The following is an 18,712-nucleotide window of genomic DNA, read 5'->3' on the forward strand; positions in this document are numbered from 1 at the left end:
ATAGTTAAAACCTGAATTAAAGAAAATCGATTCATTCAGGTGTTACGTTACGGAAGCATTTATGTTTTAAAAGCTTCTGAAATGGCTCGCTCAAGATTTTCGGGTGTAATTGGTTTCGGAATAAAAGCTTCGTGTTTAGTTTCTGAAGCACGATTTTTGGTAATTTCATCAGTGTTACCGGTAATATAGATTACTTTCACATCCGACTTTTTCCGAATCTCTTTCATCGCATCTATTCCATCCAGTTCGTCACCCAATTTAATATCCATGATAATCAGGTCTACTCCCTTAAGTTTTAAGGCAGATTCAACAGCTGCAACACCTTCCGAAACAGTTGCCAGAACAGTATGGCCAAGTTTGTTGATAAAACGCTCCATAATAACCTGTTGAACGCCGTCATCTTCTACAAGAAGAATTTTCTTAGTATCCTTTTCCAAGTCGCCAGTAGTTTAAGATTTTCAGGTACAGCTTAATGTAAAAAACTTCCTGTAGTTTATGGAATAAATATTAGTTAATCAGATTAAAAACTTACATTTAAAATGTAAAACCTTCCTTCGATAGGATCTTTTTGACTTTGTCGGTATGTGAACCTTGAATAACAATCGTTTTCCCCTCTACATGACCACCGGCACCGCAGCTGCTTTTGAGCTTTTTAGCTAGTTTTTCAATGTGCTGAGGATTGTGATTTACACCTGAGACAACCGTCATTTGATTGCCTGTTTTGGGATTTCGTTTCTCTTTGATGTCTACTTTCAAGGGTCAGTGATTATGTTAGATTGAAAATGAGTTATTGCAAATGCCCCCAGCCATGCTGATGGGATATATATGATAATTGAAAATAACCAAAACCACAGGGGGTAATCAACCATAATTAGATTGCTCAGATCTAATATCAACAAAACAGCTCCTACCCAGCCTGCTGCAACAACAGATACTTTAGAATGAGTGAGGCGCGCTATGGCTCCTCCTGTAAAACTTGCGGTAGCATTACTGAACAATATTCCCACTAAAAAGATAGGGTTACTATTGATAAACTGAACGTAGGCTGATGATCCCTTTATTAAATCTTCGCTCTCAACCGGATAAAGTGCATGGTTAATAAACTGCATAATGTGAATGATCAGTATTGAGAAAACAACTCCCATTCCAATCCCTGCAACTTTCCAGATGTGTTTTTTTAGTGGAATGTTTAAAAGCAAAACGTGTTTATGATTAATGAACAGTTGAGAAGTTACTGTTTAAGTGAAAAAAATAATTAGTTACCTTTAAGAAAGGTAAGGTTTTATAAAATTTAAGGAGAAAGATTTGCAGACAGTTAAAATGGACATATTAGGATTGTCTACCAGCCCAAGCAGTGGCGGAGCTTATGCTCTGATTTTGACCGAGACGGAAGGCAACAGAAGATTACCAATTATCATCGGAACATTTGAGGCACAAGCAATTGCTTTAGAGTTAGAGAGCATCAAGCCTCCTCGTCCCATGACTCACGATCTACTTAAAAGTGTTGTAGAGAGTTTTAGTTCAAAAGTTGAGAAAGTTGTGATTAATGATCTGAGTGAAGGAACTTTTTTCGCCCAAATCCTTTGTCAGAATGATGAATCAGAACCTATAGAATTAGATGCCCGGCCAAGTGATGCCATCGCATTAGCTATTCGTTTTGGTGCTCCTATTTTTGTAAATACCACTGTTTTGGATGAAGCCGGAATATTGTCGGAAGAGAGCTCCGCTTCAAAATCTTCGAAGGGGAAAGGCAAGGGAGTTAAAAGTGAGCAGGAAGCCGGGAAAACTGAAATGACTCGTATGGAAGAGCTGGAAAGTGAGTTGCAGACTGCTATAGAGACTGAGAATTACGAAAAAGCCGCCAAGATTCGTGATCAAATTCAAAAATTAAAGGGCTGAAGTGGATCTGAAATCATTACCATTCTCTGATTTGCCGTTTACTTCACTTTTTCGAGATTACATCAATCAAGATAAGAAAATTACCAACTTTTTTGAATCCTCTCCATTTGATCCGGATCAGATAAAAGAACTTGCAAAGCAGATCAGGTTCAGCGGTAACCGGGAACAGCTTGTAGATGAACTGAAAGAGTTTAATTCGAATTTTACTGTCTCTCCAGAAACTCTCAAAAATATTGAGCAGCTACGTGATGAAACTGCTCTTACAGTCGTAACAGGTCAGCAGATGGTGCTCTATGGCGGGCCCTTGTATACGATTTACAAGACACTGACAGCCATTATTTTAGCAAAACAATATGAAAATATTCTAAACCGTCCGGTTGTACCTGTTTTCTGGCTTGCAGATGAAGATCATGATGCTGAAGAAATTTCAGAAATTGGTTTATTTGACCGAGACATTCTTAAAAAGTGTGCTGTTGAATTTTCTGATACAGGAAGAAGGGTAGGAGAATACAGCCTGGAAGAAGTAGTTGAAGATTTAAAATCTTGTTTGTCTGAAACACTATTTGATACAGATTTCAGTGAGGATTTGTGGAATCTGCTCAACTCATCGTACAAGAAAGAAAATACGGTTTTAGAATCATTTGGGATTCTTTTATCAAAACTTTTCGGAAAGTATGGACTTGTTTTAGCCGGGAGTAACTCTGATTCTGTTAAAGAACTGACCAAAAGCAGTATGATCCGTAGTATCGAAAAAGCAGATGATATTTATGATCGCCTTACTGTTACAACCAACAAGCTGTCTAAAGCTGGTTATCACAATCAGGTTCATCTGAATAAGAGTAATCTTTTCTTTATCGATGAGAATAACCAGAGACTAAAGATACAATTCGATGATGAAATCTGGTTCACAGAAGAAGGGGATCACCGCTGGAGTTCTAAAGAGTTGATGAACCAAATAAACGAAGAACCGAATAAATTCTCACCCAACGTATTTTTAAGACCCATTTTACAGGATCATTTCTTGCCTGTATTATGCTATGTTGGGGGACCTGGTGAAATCGCTTATTATGCCCAGATGAAAAGCATTTATCCGATATTTGATCAGAAAATGCCAGTCATTGCACCAAGATTTAGCGGTACTGTTATTGAATCCGGAGTTGATAGAGTATTGGATAAACTCCCGTTTTCCGTAAGTGATTATAATGCACGTATTGAAGATTTAGAGTCCGACTTTATTAACCAGACTGATCAGCCTGATCTTGAAGCGTTATTCGGTGATTGGAAAGATCGTATAGATACCATCACAGATGAGAAAAAAGAGATAATCGGTGATATTGATCCGACTTTAAAAAATACCGCCGGTAAAGCAAGTGCTACCTATTTTACAGAACTGGACAAGCTGAAAGGAAAGTTGTATAAATCGTTAAAGCAGCAAGAAAAAACGCAGCTTGATCGAATTGCGAAAATTCAGTCTAATTTATACCCCGACGGTAATCTCCAAGAACGTGAAATTGCATTTATCTACTACTTGAATAAATATGGATTAGGTCTTATAGACGATCTATTTGATTCATTGCAGAATGAAAAACCTGATACCCATAAGTTAATTCATCTATGAGTTCTACCGAGCTGAAGAGTCAAAAAAAAGCTGTCAGAAAACATTTTCTTCAGGTACGCTCTAATATTTCTGACCAGGACAAAAATAAAGCTAACCAAAGGATTTTTGAGTCTGTTATAGAGCTGGAGCAGTTTAAGAGCGCAGAAACAATACATATTTATGCATCCATGGAAGAGAGAAATGAAGTGGATACTTTTCATTTGATTGAGTACAGTTTAGAGGCTGGGAAAAAGGTGCTCGTACCGGTTATGCAGAAAGATGCAAAACTCATTCACTGCGAGATTGGCTCAATAAACTCTTTCGAAAAAAATAGCTGGGGTGTTCCTGAACCTATAGATCAAACACCCGCTGAGAGCTGCAACCCTGATGTTATATTTGTGCCAATGGTTGCAGGTGATTTAGAGAAAAACAGGATTGGCTATGGAAAGGGATATTACGATCGGTTTTTAAAATCAGTTTCTGGTACAAAAATAGGATTACTATTTGAAAAGCAGCTTTCTACAAAAAAACTTCCAACAGGACCATTTGACGTTGCATTAGATCTTTTGATTACAGAAAATCAAACGATTGTCTAATTTAACAGTGGACATTCATTCTGCAATAAGTAGAGTTTGAAAATTTTGATTGAAACATGTGAATGTTGAATTCGTAGCGTTGATAAAATGAAACCACTTAAAACTTAATAGTATGAGTACCAAAACTTCATATACAGACGCTTCGGTTCAGGTATCTGAAAAAGAGTTGCAAAATACGCTACAGGATTTTTTAGAAGAGAATGAAAAAAAACCGACTCCAAGTATTTGGAATATTCGGACTATAGCTGGTTTGGCGATGGTATTCACTGCGTTCGCATATATTGGTCACTCTGTAGCAACAGAAATTCTCGGGTTAGGTTCACTTCCATTTATTGGTGGCCTCATTCAATTTATGCCATATATAGGTGGAGCTCTTTTAGGGATCACCTTGCTTACCATGTTCAAGAAATCGGGTGATAAAAAGAAAGAGAAAAAAGCCGATGAAGAAGAACAAATGAAAGAGACTTATGATAAGCTTGATCAGTTTCTCTACTCAGAAAAGGAGAGGTCGAGTGGTAAAAGGAGAACCAAGTATTCTCAAAACACAGTTTATTCCTACAGTGGTGAGAATAAATTGATGAAATCCAGAACGGATTCAAAAATTGCAGGAGTTTGTGGTGGATTAGCAAAATATTTAGGGATGAACTCTACAGTAGTTCGAATCTTGTTTTTAGTCGCATTTTTTATGAGTTCAGGAACTGCATTACTTGCTTATATTGCAATGTCTATTGTTATGCCAAAGGAACCCATCAGTTTGATGGACGATTTTAACTAAACTCATTTAAATCAGTCGTGCTTATATCATTTGAAGGAATTGACGGTTGCGGAAAATCCACTCAAATCGAACTCCTAAAAACGTATTTCAAAAAAATTAACACTCCTTTTTCTGTATTCAGAGAGCCGGGTGGGACTGAAATTTCTGAAAAAATCAGAAATCTGCTACTGCACGAAACGGATGAAATGAATTCTGTTACAGAACTGCTGCTTTTCTCTGCTGCACGATCGCAATTAGTATCAGAAGAAATATCTCCTCGATTAAAAAAGGGTGAAATCGTCATATTGGATCGCTTTTATGACTCCACAACTGCATATCAAGGATATGGACGTAAATCAGCTGAACTGTCACAAATTGAAACCTTAAACAGTTTAGCTACACATCAAACGGTTCCTGATATTACATTCTATCTTCGAATTGATCCTGAAACGGCATCTAAACGTACAGATGGTGGCGAGAAAGATAGAATGGAGAGAGCAGGAGATGATTTTTTCAAAGATGTTTGTGATGGCTATGATGAACTATCAAAACAGGAGAGATTTGAAATCATTGACGCGACCCAGTCACCTGAAATGATACATCAGCAAATCCTGAAAAGAGTTAAAAAGAAATTAAACTAAATTTTTAGTTTAGGTTTTAACCAGTAGAAGAGGGAGGGAAGTACAAAAAGATCGGCCAAAAGTGCCCCTACGATCGTTGTACAAACCAATATACCCATCATTGCGGTAGACGTAAAAGCACTTGTGATGAGTGTTCCAAAACCTGCAACTAAGATTAGGCTGGTAACGACTATAGCTCTACCTGTGCGCACTGTTGTTGCAGTTAAAGACGGAAACATCGCCTTTCTTCTTAAATATTCAATTCTGAATCGTGCCAGGTAGTGTATTGAATCGTCTACGGCAATTCCTAGTGCGATTGTAAAAATAACCGCAGTGGACGGCTTAATATCCACGCCTGCAAAACCCATCACACCTCCAACGATAATGAGAGGAATTAAGTTAGGAACCAATGCAATCAAAGCCATTTTAAAACTCTTGAATAGCATTGCCATGATAATCGTTATAGCTAATACGGCCAGAAGTATACTCCAGGCTAAGGAGTATACAATCTTATCAGTCAGATCAGCGCTCAATATAGTTGTGCCAGTCACTGTAACTTCTTCATTTGGAAAGAGCGTTTCCATTTCACTTCTAAACTCATCCCGAATCTCGTTAATTCGTTTGGACCCCGCATCTTCAGTTTGAGCCGTTATTCTGAGCTTTCGATAATCAAAATCGACCAGGTTGTAGAGCTCGTCAGCCTCATTAATTTCCATCAATAGAATATACTGCGCAATTGCACTGTCTGAATCCGGTAGCGAGAGTTCTATGCCGGGTTCTCTTTCTTTCTCTGATAAAACACGATGTACTTCTTTAATAAGTGTGTGTAGTCCCGCAACTTTGTGAATTTCAGGGTATTCGAGCAGTTTCTCTTCAAATTGTGCCACTCTTTTAAGAAGGTCAGAAGAAATTACCCCTTCAGGTTCTCCGGTATTAATGAGAAACTCCATAGGAAATTGAGGTGCAATATTATCCGTGAAAAAATAACTATCCTGCATCAATTCAGTATCATCACTTACATCGTCAAACACCTTTCCATTCACATCAATTTTTGTGATCCCAATAGAAAATAAAATCGTAGTGAGTAGTCCAAAAACAACAACTTTCCTGTAATTCAATCTGTTCAAGCTCGAAATTTTGTAAAGCCATTTCTGCAGTAAAGGGTAGAAGGAACCCGTTTTCTCGTCAAATATCCGTTTACTTTTAAGGCGGGATAGTATCACGGGTAAAAAGAAAATAGTAATTACATAGGCCAACAATACTCCTAGAGCCGTGTATATTCCAAATCTGCGCATTGGCATCACCGTACTGGTCATTAATGTGGCAAAGCCAATTGCCGTGGTCACACTGGTTAAAAAAGTGGCGCTGCCCAGTGTCATGAGCATTTCAATAATGGAATTATGCTTGGAAAAACCGGACTCCCTGGCATCATCGTATTTAGATATCATATGGATTGCATCAGCCACACCAACACACAGGAGAATGGGTGCAATGGTACTGCTCATAATCTCTAAATACCCACCGGTAAGTTGAATTATAGCCACGGTCAAAAGGAGTGTTGACCAAACAATCACCATCGGAAATAGTACTCCCCAGATGGTTCTGTAGATGTACCAAAGAAGCAGTATGATCAAAATAGATGATATTGCTATGTACATTACAATTTCGCCATTCAGTAAATTTACATACTGATTACGAAAGTAGGGAATACCGGAGATATGAAATTCATAATCGGATCGATAATCAGCTAGTACTTCATTTACGGATCCAATGATATCATTTCTGTTGAAAAAGGTATTCTCTTCCTCATTGATTCTCAGTACAATAGCCGTGGCATTACCGGTCTCATTAATTAAAGTTCCGGTAAGAAAAGGGTCCTGTGTAATATTTTTTCTTATCTCAGAGAAGTCATCATTTTGCGGAAATTCAGTTAAATCAAAGTAGGGATCAAAAGATAGATCACCTTCAATACTTTTGATCTCTTGAGCATCTAAAATTGATATCACTTCGTTCAAATAATCAATTTCCCGAAATTGCTCAGTAATATTATTCAAATCGGTAAGAACTTTACCAGAGAAGAGTGAATCAGACTGAAAACCGATGATGATAGAATTGTCGTCTCTCCCAAATTCTTCTTCAAGTTTTTCATAATCTGCTATAACCGGATCATCTTCAGGATAAAATCCTTCCAGATTAAAATCTGTTCTAATATTCGAAGCCGGGAATATGGATATGAATAGAATAACTGTAAGCCCAAATAAAACAGATTTTGGGTGAGCAAGTATAATTTCTCCGAAACGCTTCAAAAATGGATATCCGATTAAATTGATGAATAATTTTTTGTACTGACTTTCAAACCGTATTTATGAACGATGCATTCCTGTTATTTTAGAAATAGATAGAAATCCGGGAGAATATAAAACTATTCTCACTGTATTGATTAAAGGTGAAATGTCCATAAAAGGGTGTGATAGGTTCACCGCCAAAGAGATTCATTCCAAGTGATAATTCGAAACCGTCATCAATTTCATAAGCACCTTGCAGCTGGATCCAAAAATCTTTAGCGTAAAAATTGTATCGGTTGAGTGTTGTAATCTGCAGCCGATCTCTCAAGAAAGATCGGCTCGCCAATAGCGTCCCGTAAGGGAAAAGTTTTTGCGGAAGTATTCTATCTTCATAATTAAAGATGGTTTCCAGATAAAATTGGAGACTTATCAACGTACTCCACTGCTCAGTTTCAATCCCTGCCATAGAGTGTAACCACGGTTTTTTGAGTAAATATCCGTCGTCACGTACTTCAAATTCTTGCAGAACCTGTATTGCTGTTGGCAGATCTTCAAGGGCTTGTTCAAGACGATTCACAGATACAGGAAGAAACGTAAACAGCCTTTCGTATACAAAAAGCTGCTCTGCCTGGAATTTCCATCTGTCGCTAATCAACCACTCTAAAGATAATCCGGCCATTGGAGAAGCATGATAAGATTCCTCCAGTTCAACCGAAGGGGGTGTTAGTAAATTCAGTGGATTTATGTTCAGAGCGTAAGAAGGCATAGGGTGGGTCCAGTTCAGCAACATAATATCCAGATCAAGTGAATTGGTTGATCTTAAACCGTATCGAGCTGCAAATTGAACATCTGAGATTGTAAATCCATCATTCTGTTTAACGTAATTGAATGGAATGGGGGATGGAACTTCTTGAACAGGGAACCATCTCGAATCGGAGGCAGGCAGCCTGTCCGGTTCCGGTACAGGATTTAAAATGACCTGCAGAGAGTTCGAACCAAAATAGTGCTGATAATTTATAGCCGTTAAGCCAACACGTAAGTCTTCGGGGGATTGAGTGAGAAACTCTCTAAGATCTACAGGCGATAGGATATCAGTTACAAATCCACCCGTTGCGCGCCCCCAGGTAATGATCTGACGACCAATTCTTAGATCACTTTGGTCAAAATACCGGTCAAAATACGCCTCTCTTATAATAATCTCAGTTTCATCATCCCGGACAGCATATTGATGAAGTAAGTCTGTTTCAACATAGATATTTCCGGCAGAAATTGAGTTACGCAGTTGAAATCTCAGACGGTTTCGTCCGGCCACAAACTCATGGTCACCTGTAGTTTGTACAGCATTGTAGTTTTGAAGCAGGCCATTAACACTTATCTGTGCACTACTGTTTCCCGGAGTAAAAAGGGATAAGAAGAGGAGACCCCAAATGAGCCCTAAAAAGCGAATATACTGTAAACAATACTTTTTTATACAATTTATTTTTAAAATCAATTGAAGCTTAATCAAAATATGCGTAAATTTATTGCATTGTGGATGTCTTCTATACACGTCCCAATCGACACCAATTCTGAATTATAACTTTTCATTTCTGAAGCTTAATCATACCTATGGCGCACGAAAGAATCGAAGTAGACTTACCTTTAGCCAAAGTTTACGAACTGTTATCCAATCCCGTTCATTTTACAAATTTTCTGGAACGTATTGACAATGTTGAAAAAATAAACTCCCAAACGTTTGAATATACAACCAAGATTGGAGACGAGGAGTTTCAATGGACAACAAATATCATAGACAATCTGAGAAATACTCGTTTTGCATGGATTACAATTAACGGAAATCTAAATCAAACCGGAACAATCCGTTTCACTCCATTAGATAATGGTGAAAGAACCAGAGTTGATTTCTCTTTGGATTACAGAACATTTTTCGGCGAAGCTGAAGAAGACCTTGCTAATTTCATTGAAGGACTTCCTGCTCAACTGAAGAAAGATCTTGACAAGTTCAAAGAGCTTGCTGAATCAGGAACGTTTAACGATGAAACTGAAGAAGAGACTAAAGAAGTGACTGCTTAAATCGTTACTTTATTTATTTGACTCTATACAAAATTGCGCCTTAACATCTGTTGGGGCGCTTTTTTTTTGCCCTGACCCAAAGACTTATCAATGGTTTACTCATTTAAGGATTTTAAAACATCAAAGAAGGCGTTAAAACCTCATTATTTTGTAGTAGGTAATCCTATCGGCCATTCACTTTCCCCACTGATGCATCAGACAGCTTTAGATTATCATAATATTGCGGCCAATTATTATGCGCTAGAGTTACAACATCATGAATTGTCAGAATTTATTATTTGGATGAATCGTGATGAATTCATGGGCTGCAACATAACCATACCTTATAAGAACTATTTTATAGATGTGGTTGATCAAGTAGATGACTTCGCCAAAGAAGTAGGTGTTATAAATACAATTGCAAAATCAGAGTACAGCTTAATTGGTCATAATACGGATGTATACGGTTTTCTATCACCACTACACGACTATATAGATGACCTGGAAGGCGGCAGAGCAGTTGTATTTGGTACCGGGGGTGCTGCGAATGCAGTGCTTGCCGGTTTGGAGGAGGTTGGAATTGAAGAAGTTATATTTGTGTCCAGAAACCCATCTCAGGCAAGTATGAAATCTTGGTTTCTATGGACCAAAACAGTTGACTACAATCAATGGCAATCTTACGCTGAAGAAGCTTCTATAATCGTAAATACCACGCCACTAGGTATGAACCCTAAAACTGATCAATCACCGGTTTCAGATGAAGATTTTGAATTATTAAAAGATAAAATCTGCTATGATCTTGTATATAATCCGTTAACGACAAAATTTTTAAAAAAAGCTGAAGAAAGCGGTGCAAAAATTATCAACGGATTAGAAATGCTGATGATGCAGGGGAACCGATCATTTGAAATTTGGACCGGAAAATCATTTCCATTTGATCAGGTTAAAAGTAAGCTTATCAAAGAATTAAATAATTAGTATGAAACTTTTCTATCCAAAGGTTTTCAAAGAACAAAAAGTGATTTCTGCACTTTTTACTGAATCAAACAGAGAGTTTGTCAATAAATCAGGCAAGATTACCGGATTGAATTTAGGATACAATACAGAAGCGTCTGACACCGAAGTCGATCACAATTTCATAACTCTTTTTAGTGAGATCGAATGGGAAAAAGATCAGTTAGCCTTAGCCAATCAGGTGCATGGAACAGATATAAAATATGTATCTAAACCCGGAGTTTTTGAAGCAACGGACGGTTTTGTAAGCGATCAATCGGGCATAACTCTTGGAATCAGAGTTGCAGATTGTGCAGCAATTTTAGCCGGAGATCCCAAAAACGGTGTAATAGGTGCGTTTCATGCAGGATGGAAAGGAGCAGACGGTAATATACTTACTAAGGGAATCAATAAGATGATAGAACTTGGTGCTGATACGACTGAAATACAAGTGTATATCAGTCCATGTATATCTTTAAATAACTTTGAAGTTGGAGAAGAAGTAGCTTCGAAATTTCCGGAAAGGTTTGTGGACAGAACCTCCTTCAAGAAACCTCATGTAGACTTAAAAGGGTTTTTACTTTGGCAATTGCTGAATGCGGGAATTAATCAAAAGAACATTGATATATCGACTGAGTGTACGGTCCAGGATGATCGATATTACTCTTATCGAAGAGAACGGGATAAGGCCGGAAGAATGTTGGGATTAATTAAGTTGAACAAATAGTATAAAGTACTCTATTTTGCGTATTAGTTATTCTCCCGGATATGTAGCACCACTACCCGAAGGTCATGTTTTTCCTATGAAAAAGTTTTCGGGTTTGCACGATTACTTAATCAATAATAAAATATTTAAGAAATCTGCCATCGTAGAACCATCCATGGTTGATTTCGCAAATCTTTATACGGTTCATAGCCAGCGATACGGTTATGGTGTATGGACCGGAGAGTTGACAAAAAAAGAGATTCGCCGAATGGGATTACCGTGGTCAAAAGAGCTTGCGATACGTTCAAGATTAGCCGTTCAGGGTACCATCAACACAGGCTTGATGGCGCTTCAGGACGGAATTGCCGGAAATTTAGCCGGCGGCACCCATCATGCAATGCCCGACCACGGTGAAGGCTTCTGTGTATACAATGATGTGGCCGTTGCAATCAAGGTACTAAGACAGTCTAAATGGGTAAAAAAGGTGCTGATCATTGATGTTGATGTCCACCAGGGCAATGGAAATGCAGCGATCTTTGAAGATGAACCTGATGTGTATACGTTTTCAATTCATGGCGAAAAGAACTATCCCTTTGTGAAACCACCCTCTGACCTGGATGTGGGTCTTCCTGATAAAACCGGTGATAAGGAGTATTTAAAAGTATTATCTGAATCATTAGACAGGGTTTTTAATGAGTTTTCTCCTGATCTCATTTTCTACCTGGCCGGTATTGATCCTCTTGAGGAAGATCATTTTGGAAGACTTTCATTATCTACCAGAGGATTGGAGGAGAGAGAGCGAATGGTGATTGAAACCGTTACTCAAAAAGAGATCCCTTTAGCTTTACTACTTTCGGGGGGATATGCACCTACACTTCAAAAAACTGTTGAAGCTCATGCACTTATGTTTAAAGCTGCAAAGGAAATTTCGGTGCCGTACTTTCAGTAAACATTCTCTATTTTTAGAATTATCAATGAATTAATAGAAAAATATTTGAAACAGAAAAAACTGGCAATTTTAGGCTCAACAGGATCGATCGGTACACAGGCGATTGATATTATAAGTGCCAAACCCAATCTATTTCATGTATCAGTTCTGACCGCCAACCGCAGCTATGAAAAATTAGCACAACAAGTTAACCGATTTAAACCGGATACTGTTGTTCTGTGTGATAAAAAGCACAGAATAGCATTTCTTGAGTTACTGAAGTTTAAACCTAAAAATATTCTATTTGGTCAAGAGTCATTAGAACAGGTTACAAAAGAAGCCGAATATGATGTGTTACTAAACAGTTTGGTAGGCTTTGCCGGATTTATGTCAACATATACTGCTCTGAAAAGAGGAAAGAAGGTTGCTTTGGCGAACAAAGAGTCCTTAGTAGTTGGTGGGGAGTTATTGAGTCAGTTAGAGGGATTCAAACAAGGAAACCTTATTCCTGTAGATTCTGAGCATTCTGCCATGCTTCAATCTATGATTGGAGAGAATAAAGACTCAATTCAAAAAATTATCATAACCGCAAGTGGCGGACCTTTCAGGGATTTTTCAATGGATGCACTGAAAGATGTAACGGTGCAGGATGCACTAAATCATCCGAATTGGGATATGGGTTCTAAAATCACGATAGACTCTGCTACGATGATGAATAAAGGGCTGGAAATTATTGAAGCAAAGTGGTTTTTCGGTCTTGGCATAGAACAAATTGTACCTGTTATTCATCCACAGAGTATTATTCATTCAATCGTTGAGTTTAAAGATGGATCCTCAAAGGCACAGATGGGACCACCGGATATGAAAGTTCCTATACTCTACGCTTTCACCTATCCGGATCGAATTGATTTCCCAAATAAGACGTTAGACTATAGCGAATTGATTAACATGGAATTGAAACCGGTTGATTATAATAGATTTCCATGTTTAGAACTGGCGATTGAAGCGTCGAAAAAAGAGGGTGGAGCTCCGGCTGTTTTAAACGCTGCAAATGAAATTGCTGTAGAACGATTTTTGAACGGTGAAATTCGTTATATTGACATCCCAAAAATTATTGAAGAATCTTTAAATCATATACAGTTCGGTAAGGAAATCACACCTGAAACGTTACTATATATTGATAAAGAAACTCGCGAATATGCGAATGCATTATTACAATAAGTTTATATGGATTGGATTTTAAGTATATCAAGTACAATACTCATATTTATAGCGGCCATTTTTATATTGGTGACTATACATGAATTAGGGCATTTCATTGCAGCCAAGGTGTTTGGAATGAGGGTCGATAAATTTTCTATTGGCTTTCCACCTAAGATCTTTGGATTTAAAAAGGGAGATACTGAGTATGTTCTGGGTGCCACTCCTTTAGGTGGGTACGTAAGCATTGCAGGTATGCTGGATGAATCGATGGAAACTGATTTTGTTGACCAGGAGGTTCAACCTGATGAGTTCAGAGCCAAACCAGTTTGGCAGCGAATGATCGTTATTACAGCCGGAGTAATATTCAATGTAATTCTGGCAGTAATAATATATACAGGTATTGCTCTCCATTACGGAGAAACAGTAATTCCGATTGACTCCATGAAAGGGGCTTATGTGAGTGAGCAGTCCGTAGCACATCAGATTGGAATGCAGACCGGTGACCGTCTTATAGGCGTTAATGGTGAAGAAGTGGAGCATTTTCGACAGCTACTAAACCCATCAGAACTTACCGGCAGAGAGTTGACATTTTTAGTAGAACGTAATGGTGAACGCCTGACACTTCCAACTCCACCAAATTTTCTCGATTTAGTCAGCAAGGAAGGATTTATTTCTCAAGAACACTATCTGCCCAGTTCCTTTTCTGCGGTGCAGGAGGGAAGTCCTGCTGATGAAGCCGGTCTACAGGGAGGAGATAAAATTGTAGCCGTAGACGGTGAACCTGTTAATTACTGGGTGCAGTTGGTTGACAAGATTCAGGCAACCGATTCTTCTTTAACATTAGATGTGGATCGGAATGGCGAACAATTTAGTGTAACACTATCACCGGATTCAGAAACAGGGCAAATCGGTATTGCTTCACCTGATTTTGAGGAGTCTTTTCGAGTTGAGCAAGTCACTTACAATTTAGCTGGTGCAGTGAATATTGGTTTTGAAAGATCAAATGACGCACTCTTTGGAATTGTTCAGGGAATTGGAAAAATGTTTTCAGGTGACATCTCTGTACGAGAAAATTTAGGCGGACCTGTTGCCATAGCTAATGTCACCCGTGAGGCCACAGATCGTGGCGGCTGGCTTGGCTTTTGGAACATTACAGCTTTCTTAAGTATCACTCTCGCTATCATGAATATGCTTCCCATTCCCGCTTTAGACGGTGGACATTTTATGTTTTTGGTTTATGAGGGAATTACCCGGCGTGAGCCTTCTCCAAAAGTTCGAATGGGGCTACAACAACTTGGTTTTATACTACTTATCGGTTTATTCATACTGGTTACTTTTAATGATATTCTACGCACATTCGGAGGCTAATTACAGATGCTCGCAAAGGAAGGATTTTCTACTATTACAGTTGTTTTTGCATTCTCACTAATTGTTATTTTTGCCCTTAGCTATGCACCGATTTGGGTCGGTTATATAATTTACCCAATATTGGCCGCTCTTTGCGGTTTGGTACTCTACTTTTTTCGTGATCCGGACAGAGTTACGCCTCAGGACGATTCATTGATTATTTCGCCGGCGGATGGCAAAGTGGTTCTTATTCAAGATGTTCAAGAGGATGAATACGTGGGTGAAGAGGTAACTCAAGTGAGTATTTTTCTTTCACCGTTGAATGTGCATGTAAACCGTAATCCAGTGTCGGGTAAAGTTGAATACCTGAAATATTACCCGGGTAAATATTTGATGGCATGGGAAGATCACGCATCTGAAATGAATGAACGGGCTCATTTTGGAGTTCGTCACCCATCTGGAATTAAAATGATGTTTAAGCAGATTACGGGATTTCTGGCTCGCAGAATTGTTTACCATATCAAAGAAGGAGACGAGCTGAAAGCAGGAGAGAGGTTCGGTATTATGAAGTTCGGCTCCCGAATGGATCTGCTGCTCCCAAAAAGTGTCAAGATCAATGTAAAAATTGGTGATAATACTGTAGCGGGTGAATCGATTATTGGTAAAATTGAAAAATCATGAAATACCCGATCCAAAAATTACGATTCAAAAAAAGTGTAAAGCAGAAAAAGCGAAGGCTCAAACCAATCCCAAGGATTGTAGTGCCGAGTTTCTTTACCCTGATGAATCTATTTTGCGGGTTTCTATCTATTATTTTAGTTGCTGAAGGAAATCTAAGGGCCGGTGCATGGTTAATCGTATTAGCAGGTCTCTTCGATGCTCTGGACGGATTTATGGCCAGATTGGCAAATGCCACTAGTGAATTTGGAATGGAGCTCGACTCCATAAGTGATGTAGTCTCGTTTGGTGTAGCACCCGGATTCTTGATCTATATCTTTGCTTTTAATGAGCTCGCTATCATTGGTATACTTCTGAGCGCATTACCACCTCTTTGCGGTGCTATTCGCCTGGCTCGCTACAACATTGAAACGAAGTATGCAGAATCTGACTATTTCCGCGGTCTTCCCATTCCGGCACAGGCCGTGATGTTTGCAGGATTTTACCTGACCTTTTCTAATAAACTCTACCTTTTTGATGGTTTTGAACAGGGAGTTATCAGTGTGCTCATTCCGGTTGTTATCCTTCTGTCATTTCTGATGGTCAGTACTATTCCGTTTGACAAAATTCCCAGATTTGATCGTGAATCAGTAAAAAAATACAAGAACAGACTGATACTGATCGCAGCTTATCTCTTATTGATATTGATTTTCCAGGATATTGGGTTAATCATAGTGTTCACATTCTTTATTCTGAAGGGTCTGATATTAGGTCTTTACATATTCTGGAAGCAGGCCTTTACGGATGATCCTGATCCTTTAGATAATGGGATTAACTTTTAGGTAGTTCTATTTCGTCTTTCTCTTCAATTTTACTACGTACAAAATCAGCAATTTTCTCAGCATTACTTTGGGTTAAAGGAATAACCCTTCCAAAAAGCTGTGCCATATAGAGCCAGTCATCAGATTTTCCTTTCTTAAATCGAACACATCGATCCTTCTTTGCGAAATCGTTATAGAGTGACTTATTGGGCATATAATCTACTTTCAAGTCTTTAATTTTGTCCAAACTAAAATCTTCTTCATACACCAATCGATCTCTTACATAGTAAGTAAGATAAATTGTGTTATTCTCTGTTTCAAAAACGATTTCAACCTTTCCATCCTTCACCTTGAATAAGCTTAGAACCATCAGTGCAAAAAATGAAAATGAAATCAATCTTAAGTAGCCTTCAATCAACACTTCATCTACAATTAAATAGAAAGCAAAAAGGACAACTGCCGCCAAACCGCTTATCACGGCAATAATTGGCCAAAAACGCGAATATTTTTCTTCAATTTCCAATCTGTCAGTCATGACAAAACTCTCTTCTGAATGATTTCACCATCTGTAGTGTGATAAACATCAAACAAATTCACAGTTAAGCAGGAGTGGATAGGCAGAATTTTAATGGAATTATGATCACCAATAATCGACTTTTTAAATCCGAAAACGGTACCGTGTTCCTGGGAAAGAGACGAAAGATAAACACCATCATCTGGTTTAAACTTGTTGTCAAAGATTTGAAACACCTGACCATAATTTCTATTTGAATACTGTTCTATAAAGTCTTTTGAGAAGTGAACGGCACCTCCATGAACAATCGCTTTTTCATTATCAATTTGTTGCGCAAACGGAATTTCAACGTAAACGGCAACATCGTTCGGACTACAACTCCCAATTTGAACCTGCATCCAATCATAAAAAACTAAGTTTCCGGGAGTAATCTCGTCAATTCCATCAAAGTTATTTAGAACGCTGGCCGACGGGGTATCTCCCAAAGAAGTCGAAGCATTTGGATAGTGATCCTTCAATTTACGTAATGCATCAACTGAATCTTCAACTCGTTCAAAAATTTCATTTTTACCGCGAGCTTTATATGTACCGCCATCATGGATATAAAATCCATGAAACTGAGAAAATTTTCCATCATTAGCAGCTTGAACCAATAAATCTATTTGATCCATTTTGTTGATAGAAATTCCACTTCGTCCATAACCGGCATCAATTTCTATATAAATTTTAAAATCTTTCTTTAACTCTCTGTTTAAAAGAGAAATATCTTCAACTGAGTTTACAAAAAGGCGTATTTGAGCTTTATTTTGAATTTCCTTTAATCCATCGATCATTCCCTTGTAAAATGGAAAAGCAATTGTAAAGTCATTCCAACCGTCCTGAATAAAGTATTTAGCCATTTCTACTGATGATACGGTAACGCCTTCAACTCCTTCATCCCTGAACCATCGTCCAATTTCGATAGATTGGTGAGTTTTAAAATGAGGCCGGAAAACTAAATTATTCTCATTTGCCTTTTGGGCTATACGAGAAATATTTCTTTTACAGCGCTCTTTATCTAAATAAAGTTTTGGTTGATGCGACATTTATATTGTTGAGTACGGTTAGAATTTAAATGAAGTAGTAAGAATCTAAATTGGTAAACTGTAATAGATTGAAAAACGTTAAATGATTTCAATGACTTAACTATTTTCAGGTTGATCAAAAATCTAGTGTCTCAACTACATTACCTCCTTTAAAAAATAAGAATGAAATACACGCTAAAAGGTCTTATTTTTGGAGCACCAAAAAAAGGAAAAGTTTGCAGAAAAAGATTTCAAAACCTATAGTCGGCAGATTAGAAAAAATTGACCTACCAGAATTTTCAATTTCTAATCTGGATGCTAAAATTGACACTGGAGCATATACTTCCAGTCTACATTGTCATCACATTGAGTCTTATGATAAAGATGGCGAAAACTGGGTACAATTTTATGTATTGGATCCTGAACACCCTGAGTATGAGGCTAAGCTTTTTTCCTGTCCGGTTCACACTGTCAGACGAGTTAAGAGCTCAAACGGACAAATTCAAGAGAGGTTTACTATAAAAAGAAAGGTGAGATTTTTCGGAAAAACTCGAACCATTGAGCTTTCTTTGACGGACAGATCCGAAATGAAATTTCCTGTTCTGATTGGTCGCAAATTTTTGACAAATAAGTTTTTAGTTGATGTATCAAAAAAATATTTATCACCCCAATAATC

At 38.0% G+C, this 18,712-nt stretch carries 21 protein-coding genes; 14 read left to right on the forward strand and 7 right to left on the reverse strand.

The genetic code is table 11. From position 1 onward, the window contains the following. Positions 1 to 59: 59 nt before the first annotated feature. The 3 genes from CWD77_RS03360 to CWD77_RS03370 all read right to left on the reverse strand — a co-directional run bounded on the left by CWD77_RS03360 (position 60) and on the right by CWD77_RS03370 (position 1,199). Entirely contained in the window at positions 60 to 437 is a 378-nt protein-coding gene (locus CWD77_RS03360) for a response regulator (RefSeq protein ID WP_101071808.1), read from the reverse strand. A 97-nt stretch (positions 438 to 534) separates the two neighbouring features. After that, complete coding sequence (locus tag CWD77_RS03365) at positions 535 to 756, reverse strand: translation initiation factor (RefSeq protein WP_101071809.1); 222 nt, start codon at positions 754 to 756, stop codon at positions 535 to 537. Beyond that, entirely contained in the window at positions 753 to 1,199 is a 447-nt protein-coding gene (locus CWD77_RS03370; protein ID WP_101071810.1) for a hypothetical protein, read from the reverse strand. The genes CWD77_RS03365 and CWD77_RS03370 overlap by 4 nt, the downstream gene beginning before the upstream one ends. 121 nt (positions 1,200 to 1,320) lie before the next feature. Between CWD77_RS03370 and CWD77_RS03375 the strand changes: the two genes are divergently transcribed. The 5 genes from CWD77_RS03375 (at position 1,321) to tmk (ending at position 5,487) form a co-directional block, all read left to right on the forward strand. Continuing rightward, a complete protein-coding gene (locus CWD77_RS03375) occupies positions 1,321 to 1,899 on the forward strand; it encodes a bifunctional nuclease family protein (RefSeq protein WP_206017935.1) in 579 nt (192 codons plus the stop codon). A 1-nt stretch (position 1,900) separates the two neighbouring features. Next, positions 1,901 to 3,517 (forward strand): bacillithiol biosynthesis cysteine-adding enzyme BshC, encoded by a 1,617-nt coding sequence (gene bshC / locus CWD77_RS03380; RefSeq protein ID WP_101071812.1) that lies wholly within the window; start codon positions 1,901 to 1,903, stop codon positions 3,515 to 3,517. Beyond that, complete coding sequence (locus CWD77_RS03385; protein WP_101071813.1) at positions 3,514 to 4,092, forward strand: 5-formyltetrahydrofolate cyclo-ligase; 579 nt, start codon at positions 3,514 to 3,516, stop codon at positions 4,090 to 4,092. Before bshC ends, CWD77_RS03385 begins: the two co-directional genes overlap by 4 nt. 112 nt (positions 4,093 to 4,204) lie before the next feature. Then, positions 4,205 to 4,867, forward strand: a complete 663-nt coding sequence (locus CWD77_RS15650; protein ID WP_240596625.1) for a PspC domain-containing protein — start codon at positions 4,205 to 4,207, stop codon at positions 4,865 to 4,867. Between the two features lie 17 nt (positions 4,868 to 4,884). After that, positions 4,885 to 5,487 (forward strand): dTMP kinase, encoded by a 603-nt coding sequence (gene tmk, locus CWD77_RS03395; protein ID WP_101071814.1) that lies wholly within the window; start codon positions 4,885 to 4,887, stop codon positions 5,485 to 5,487. On the opposite strand, the gene CWD77_RS03400 is transcribed toward tmk, so the two are convergent. Together CWD77_RS03400 and CWD77_RS03405 are read right to left on the reverse strand one after the other, a co-directional pair. Next, on the reverse strand, positions 5,484 to 7,772 hold the full coding sequence (locus CWD77_RS03400) for an efflux RND transporter permease subunit (protein WP_101071815.1): 2,289 nt from the start codon (positions 7,770 to 7,772) through the stop codon (positions 5,484 to 5,486). The two genes, tmk and CWD77_RS03400, sit on opposite strands and share 4 nt — an antisense overlap. An 82-nt stretch (positions 7,773 to 7,854) precedes the next feature. Beyond that, complete coding sequence (locus CWD77_RS03405) at positions 7,855 to 9,258, reverse strand: DUF1302 domain-containing protein (protein WP_101071816.1); 1,404 nt, start codon at positions 9,256 to 9,258, stop codon at positions 7,855 to 7,857. 101 nt (positions 9,259 to 9,359) lie between these two features. On the opposite strand from CWD77_RS03405, the gene CWD77_RS03410 reads away from it, so the two are divergent. From CWD77_RS03410 to pssA, 8 genes are all read left to right on the forward strand, one after another. After that, positions 9,360 to 9,824: an SRPBCC family protein gene (locus CWD77_RS03410; RefSeq protein ID WP_101071817.1), complete on the forward strand. Its 465-nt coding sequence runs from the start codon at positions 9,360 to 9,362 to the stop codon at positions 9,822 to 9,824. A 90-nt stretch (positions 9,825 to 9,914) separates the two neighbouring features. Further along, positions 9,915 to 10,781 carry a shikimate dehydrogenase gene (aroE, locus tag CWD77_RS03415; protein WP_101071818.1) on the forward strand — a complete coding sequence of 289 codons (867 nt, stop codon included), beginning with the start codon at positions 9,915 to 9,917 and terminating at the stop codon, positions 10,779 to 10,781. A gap of 1 nt (position 10,782) precedes the next feature. Then, on the forward strand, positions 10,783 to 11,523 hold the full coding sequence (gene pgeF, locus CWD77_RS03420) for a peptidoglycan editing factor PgeF (protein ID WP_101071819.1): 741 nt from the start codon (positions 10,783 to 10,785) through the stop codon (positions 11,521 to 11,523). A gap of 76 nt (positions 11,524 to 11,599) precedes the next feature. Next, positions 11,600 to 12,451 (forward strand): histone deacetylase family protein, encoded by an 852-nt coding sequence (locus CWD77_RS03425; RefSeq protein WP_206017936.1) that lies wholly within the window; start codon positions 11,600 to 11,602, stop codon positions 12,449 to 12,451. Positions 12,452 to 12,496: 45 nt separating this feature from the next. Further along, positions 12,497 to 13,651, forward strand: coding sequence for a 1-deoxy-D-xylulose-5-phosphate reductoisomerase (gene dxr, locus CWD77_RS03430; protein WP_101071821.1), 1,155 nt, complete (start codon positions 12,497 to 12,499; stop codon positions 13,649 to 13,651). Between the two features lie 6 nt (positions 13,652 to 13,657). Then, positions 13,658 to 15,001, forward strand: coding sequence for an RIP metalloprotease RseP (gene rseP / locus CWD77_RS03435; protein WP_101071822.1), 1,344 nt, complete (start codon positions 13,658 to 13,660; stop codon positions 14,999 to 15,001). 6 nt (positions 15,002 to 15,007) lie between these two features. Beyond that, positions 15,008 to 15,661 carry a phosphatidylserine decarboxylase family protein gene (locus CWD77_RS03440; protein ID WP_101071823.1) on the forward strand — a complete coding sequence of 218 codons (654 nt, stop codon included), beginning with the start codon at positions 15,008 to 15,010 and terminating at the stop codon, positions 15,659 to 15,661. After that, entirely contained in the window at positions 15,658 to 16,479 is an 822-nt protein-coding gene (gene pssA, locus CWD77_RS03445) for a CDP-diacylglycerol--serine O-phosphatidyltransferase (protein WP_101071824.1), read from the forward strand. Before CWD77_RS03440 ends, pssA begins: the two co-directional genes overlap by 4 nt. Here pssA and CWD77_RS03450 read toward each other — a convergent pair. Both CWD77_RS03450 and CWD77_RS03455 read right to left on the reverse strand, forming a co-directional pair. Continuing rightward, positions 16,469 to 16,993, reverse strand: a complete 525-nt coding sequence (locus tag CWD77_RS03450; RefSeq protein ID WP_101071825.1) for a hypothetical protein — start codon at positions 16,991 to 16,993, stop codon at positions 16,469 to 16,471. The two genes, pssA and CWD77_RS03450, sit on opposite strands and share 11 nt — an antisense overlap. Then, a complete protein-coding gene (locus tag CWD77_RS03455; protein ID WP_101071826.1) occupies positions 16,990 to 18,057 on the reverse strand; it encodes an alanine racemase in 1,068 nt (355 codons plus the stop codon). Before CWD77_RS03455 ends, CWD77_RS03450 begins: the two co-directional genes overlap by 4 nt. A gap of 215 nt (positions 18,058 to 18,272) precedes the next feature. Between CWD77_RS03455 and CWD77_RS03460 the strand changes: the two genes are divergently transcribed. After that, entirely contained in the window at positions 18,273 to 18,710 is a 438-nt protein-coding gene (locus CWD77_RS03460) for an ATP-dependent zinc protease family protein (RefSeq protein ID WP_206017937.1), read from the forward strand. Positions 18,711 to 18,712 lie beyond the last annotated feature (2 nt).

Origin of the sequence: Rhodohalobacter barkolensis, assembly GCF_002834295.1 — a bacterium.
Taxonomy (GTDB): Bacteria; Bacteroidota; Rhodothermia; order Balneolales; family Balneolaceae; genus Rhodohalobacter; species Rhodohalobacter barkolensis.

Coding starts and splice junctions, on each gene's coding strand:
- rseP (WP_101071822.1), top strand. CDS start 13,658: ATGGATTGGATTTTAAGTATATCAAGTACAATACTCATATTTATAGCG.
- pssA (WP_101071824.1), top strand. CDS start 15,658: ATGAAATACCCGATCCAAAAATTACGATTCAAAAAAAGTGTAAAGCAG.
- aroE (WP_101071818.1), top strand. CDS start 9,915: ATGGTTTACTCATTTAAGGATTTTAAAACATCAAAGAAGGCGTTAAAA.
- CWD77_RS03410 (WP_101071817.1), top strand. CDS start 9,360: ATGGCGCACGAAAGAATCGAAGTAGACTTACCTTTAGCCAAAGTTTAC.
- CWD77_RS03375 (WP_206017935.1), top strand. CDS start 1,321: ATGGACATATTAGGATTGTCTACCAGCCCAAGCAGTGGCGGAGCTTAT.
- CWD77_RS03440 (WP_101071823.1), top strand. CDS start 15,008: ATGCTCGCAAAGGAAGGATTTTCTACTATTACAGTTGTTTTTGCATTC.
- CWD77_RS15650 (WP_240596625.1), top strand. CDS start 4,205: ATGAGTACCAAAACTTCATATACAGACGCTTCGGTTCAGGTATCTGAA.
- CWD77_RS03425 (WP_206017936.1), top strand. CDS start 11,600: ATGAAAAAGTTTTCGGGTTTGCACGATTACTTAATCAATAATAAAATA.
- pgeF (WP_101071819.1), top strand. CDS start 10,783: ATGAAACTTTTCTATCCAAAGGTTTTCAAAGAACAAAAAGTGATTTCT.
- CWD77_RS03450 (WP_101071825.1), bottom strand. CDS start 16,993: ATGACTGACAGATTGGAAATTGAAGAAAAATATTCGCGTTTTTGGCCA.
- CWD77_RS03385 (WP_101071813.1), top strand. CDS start 3,514: ATGAGTTCTACCGAGCTGAAGAGTCAAAAAAAAGCTGTCAGAAAACAT.
- CWD77_RS03455 (WP_101071826.1), bottom strand. CDS start 18,057: ATGTCGCATCAACCAAAACTTTATTTAGATAAAGAGCGCTGTAAAAGA.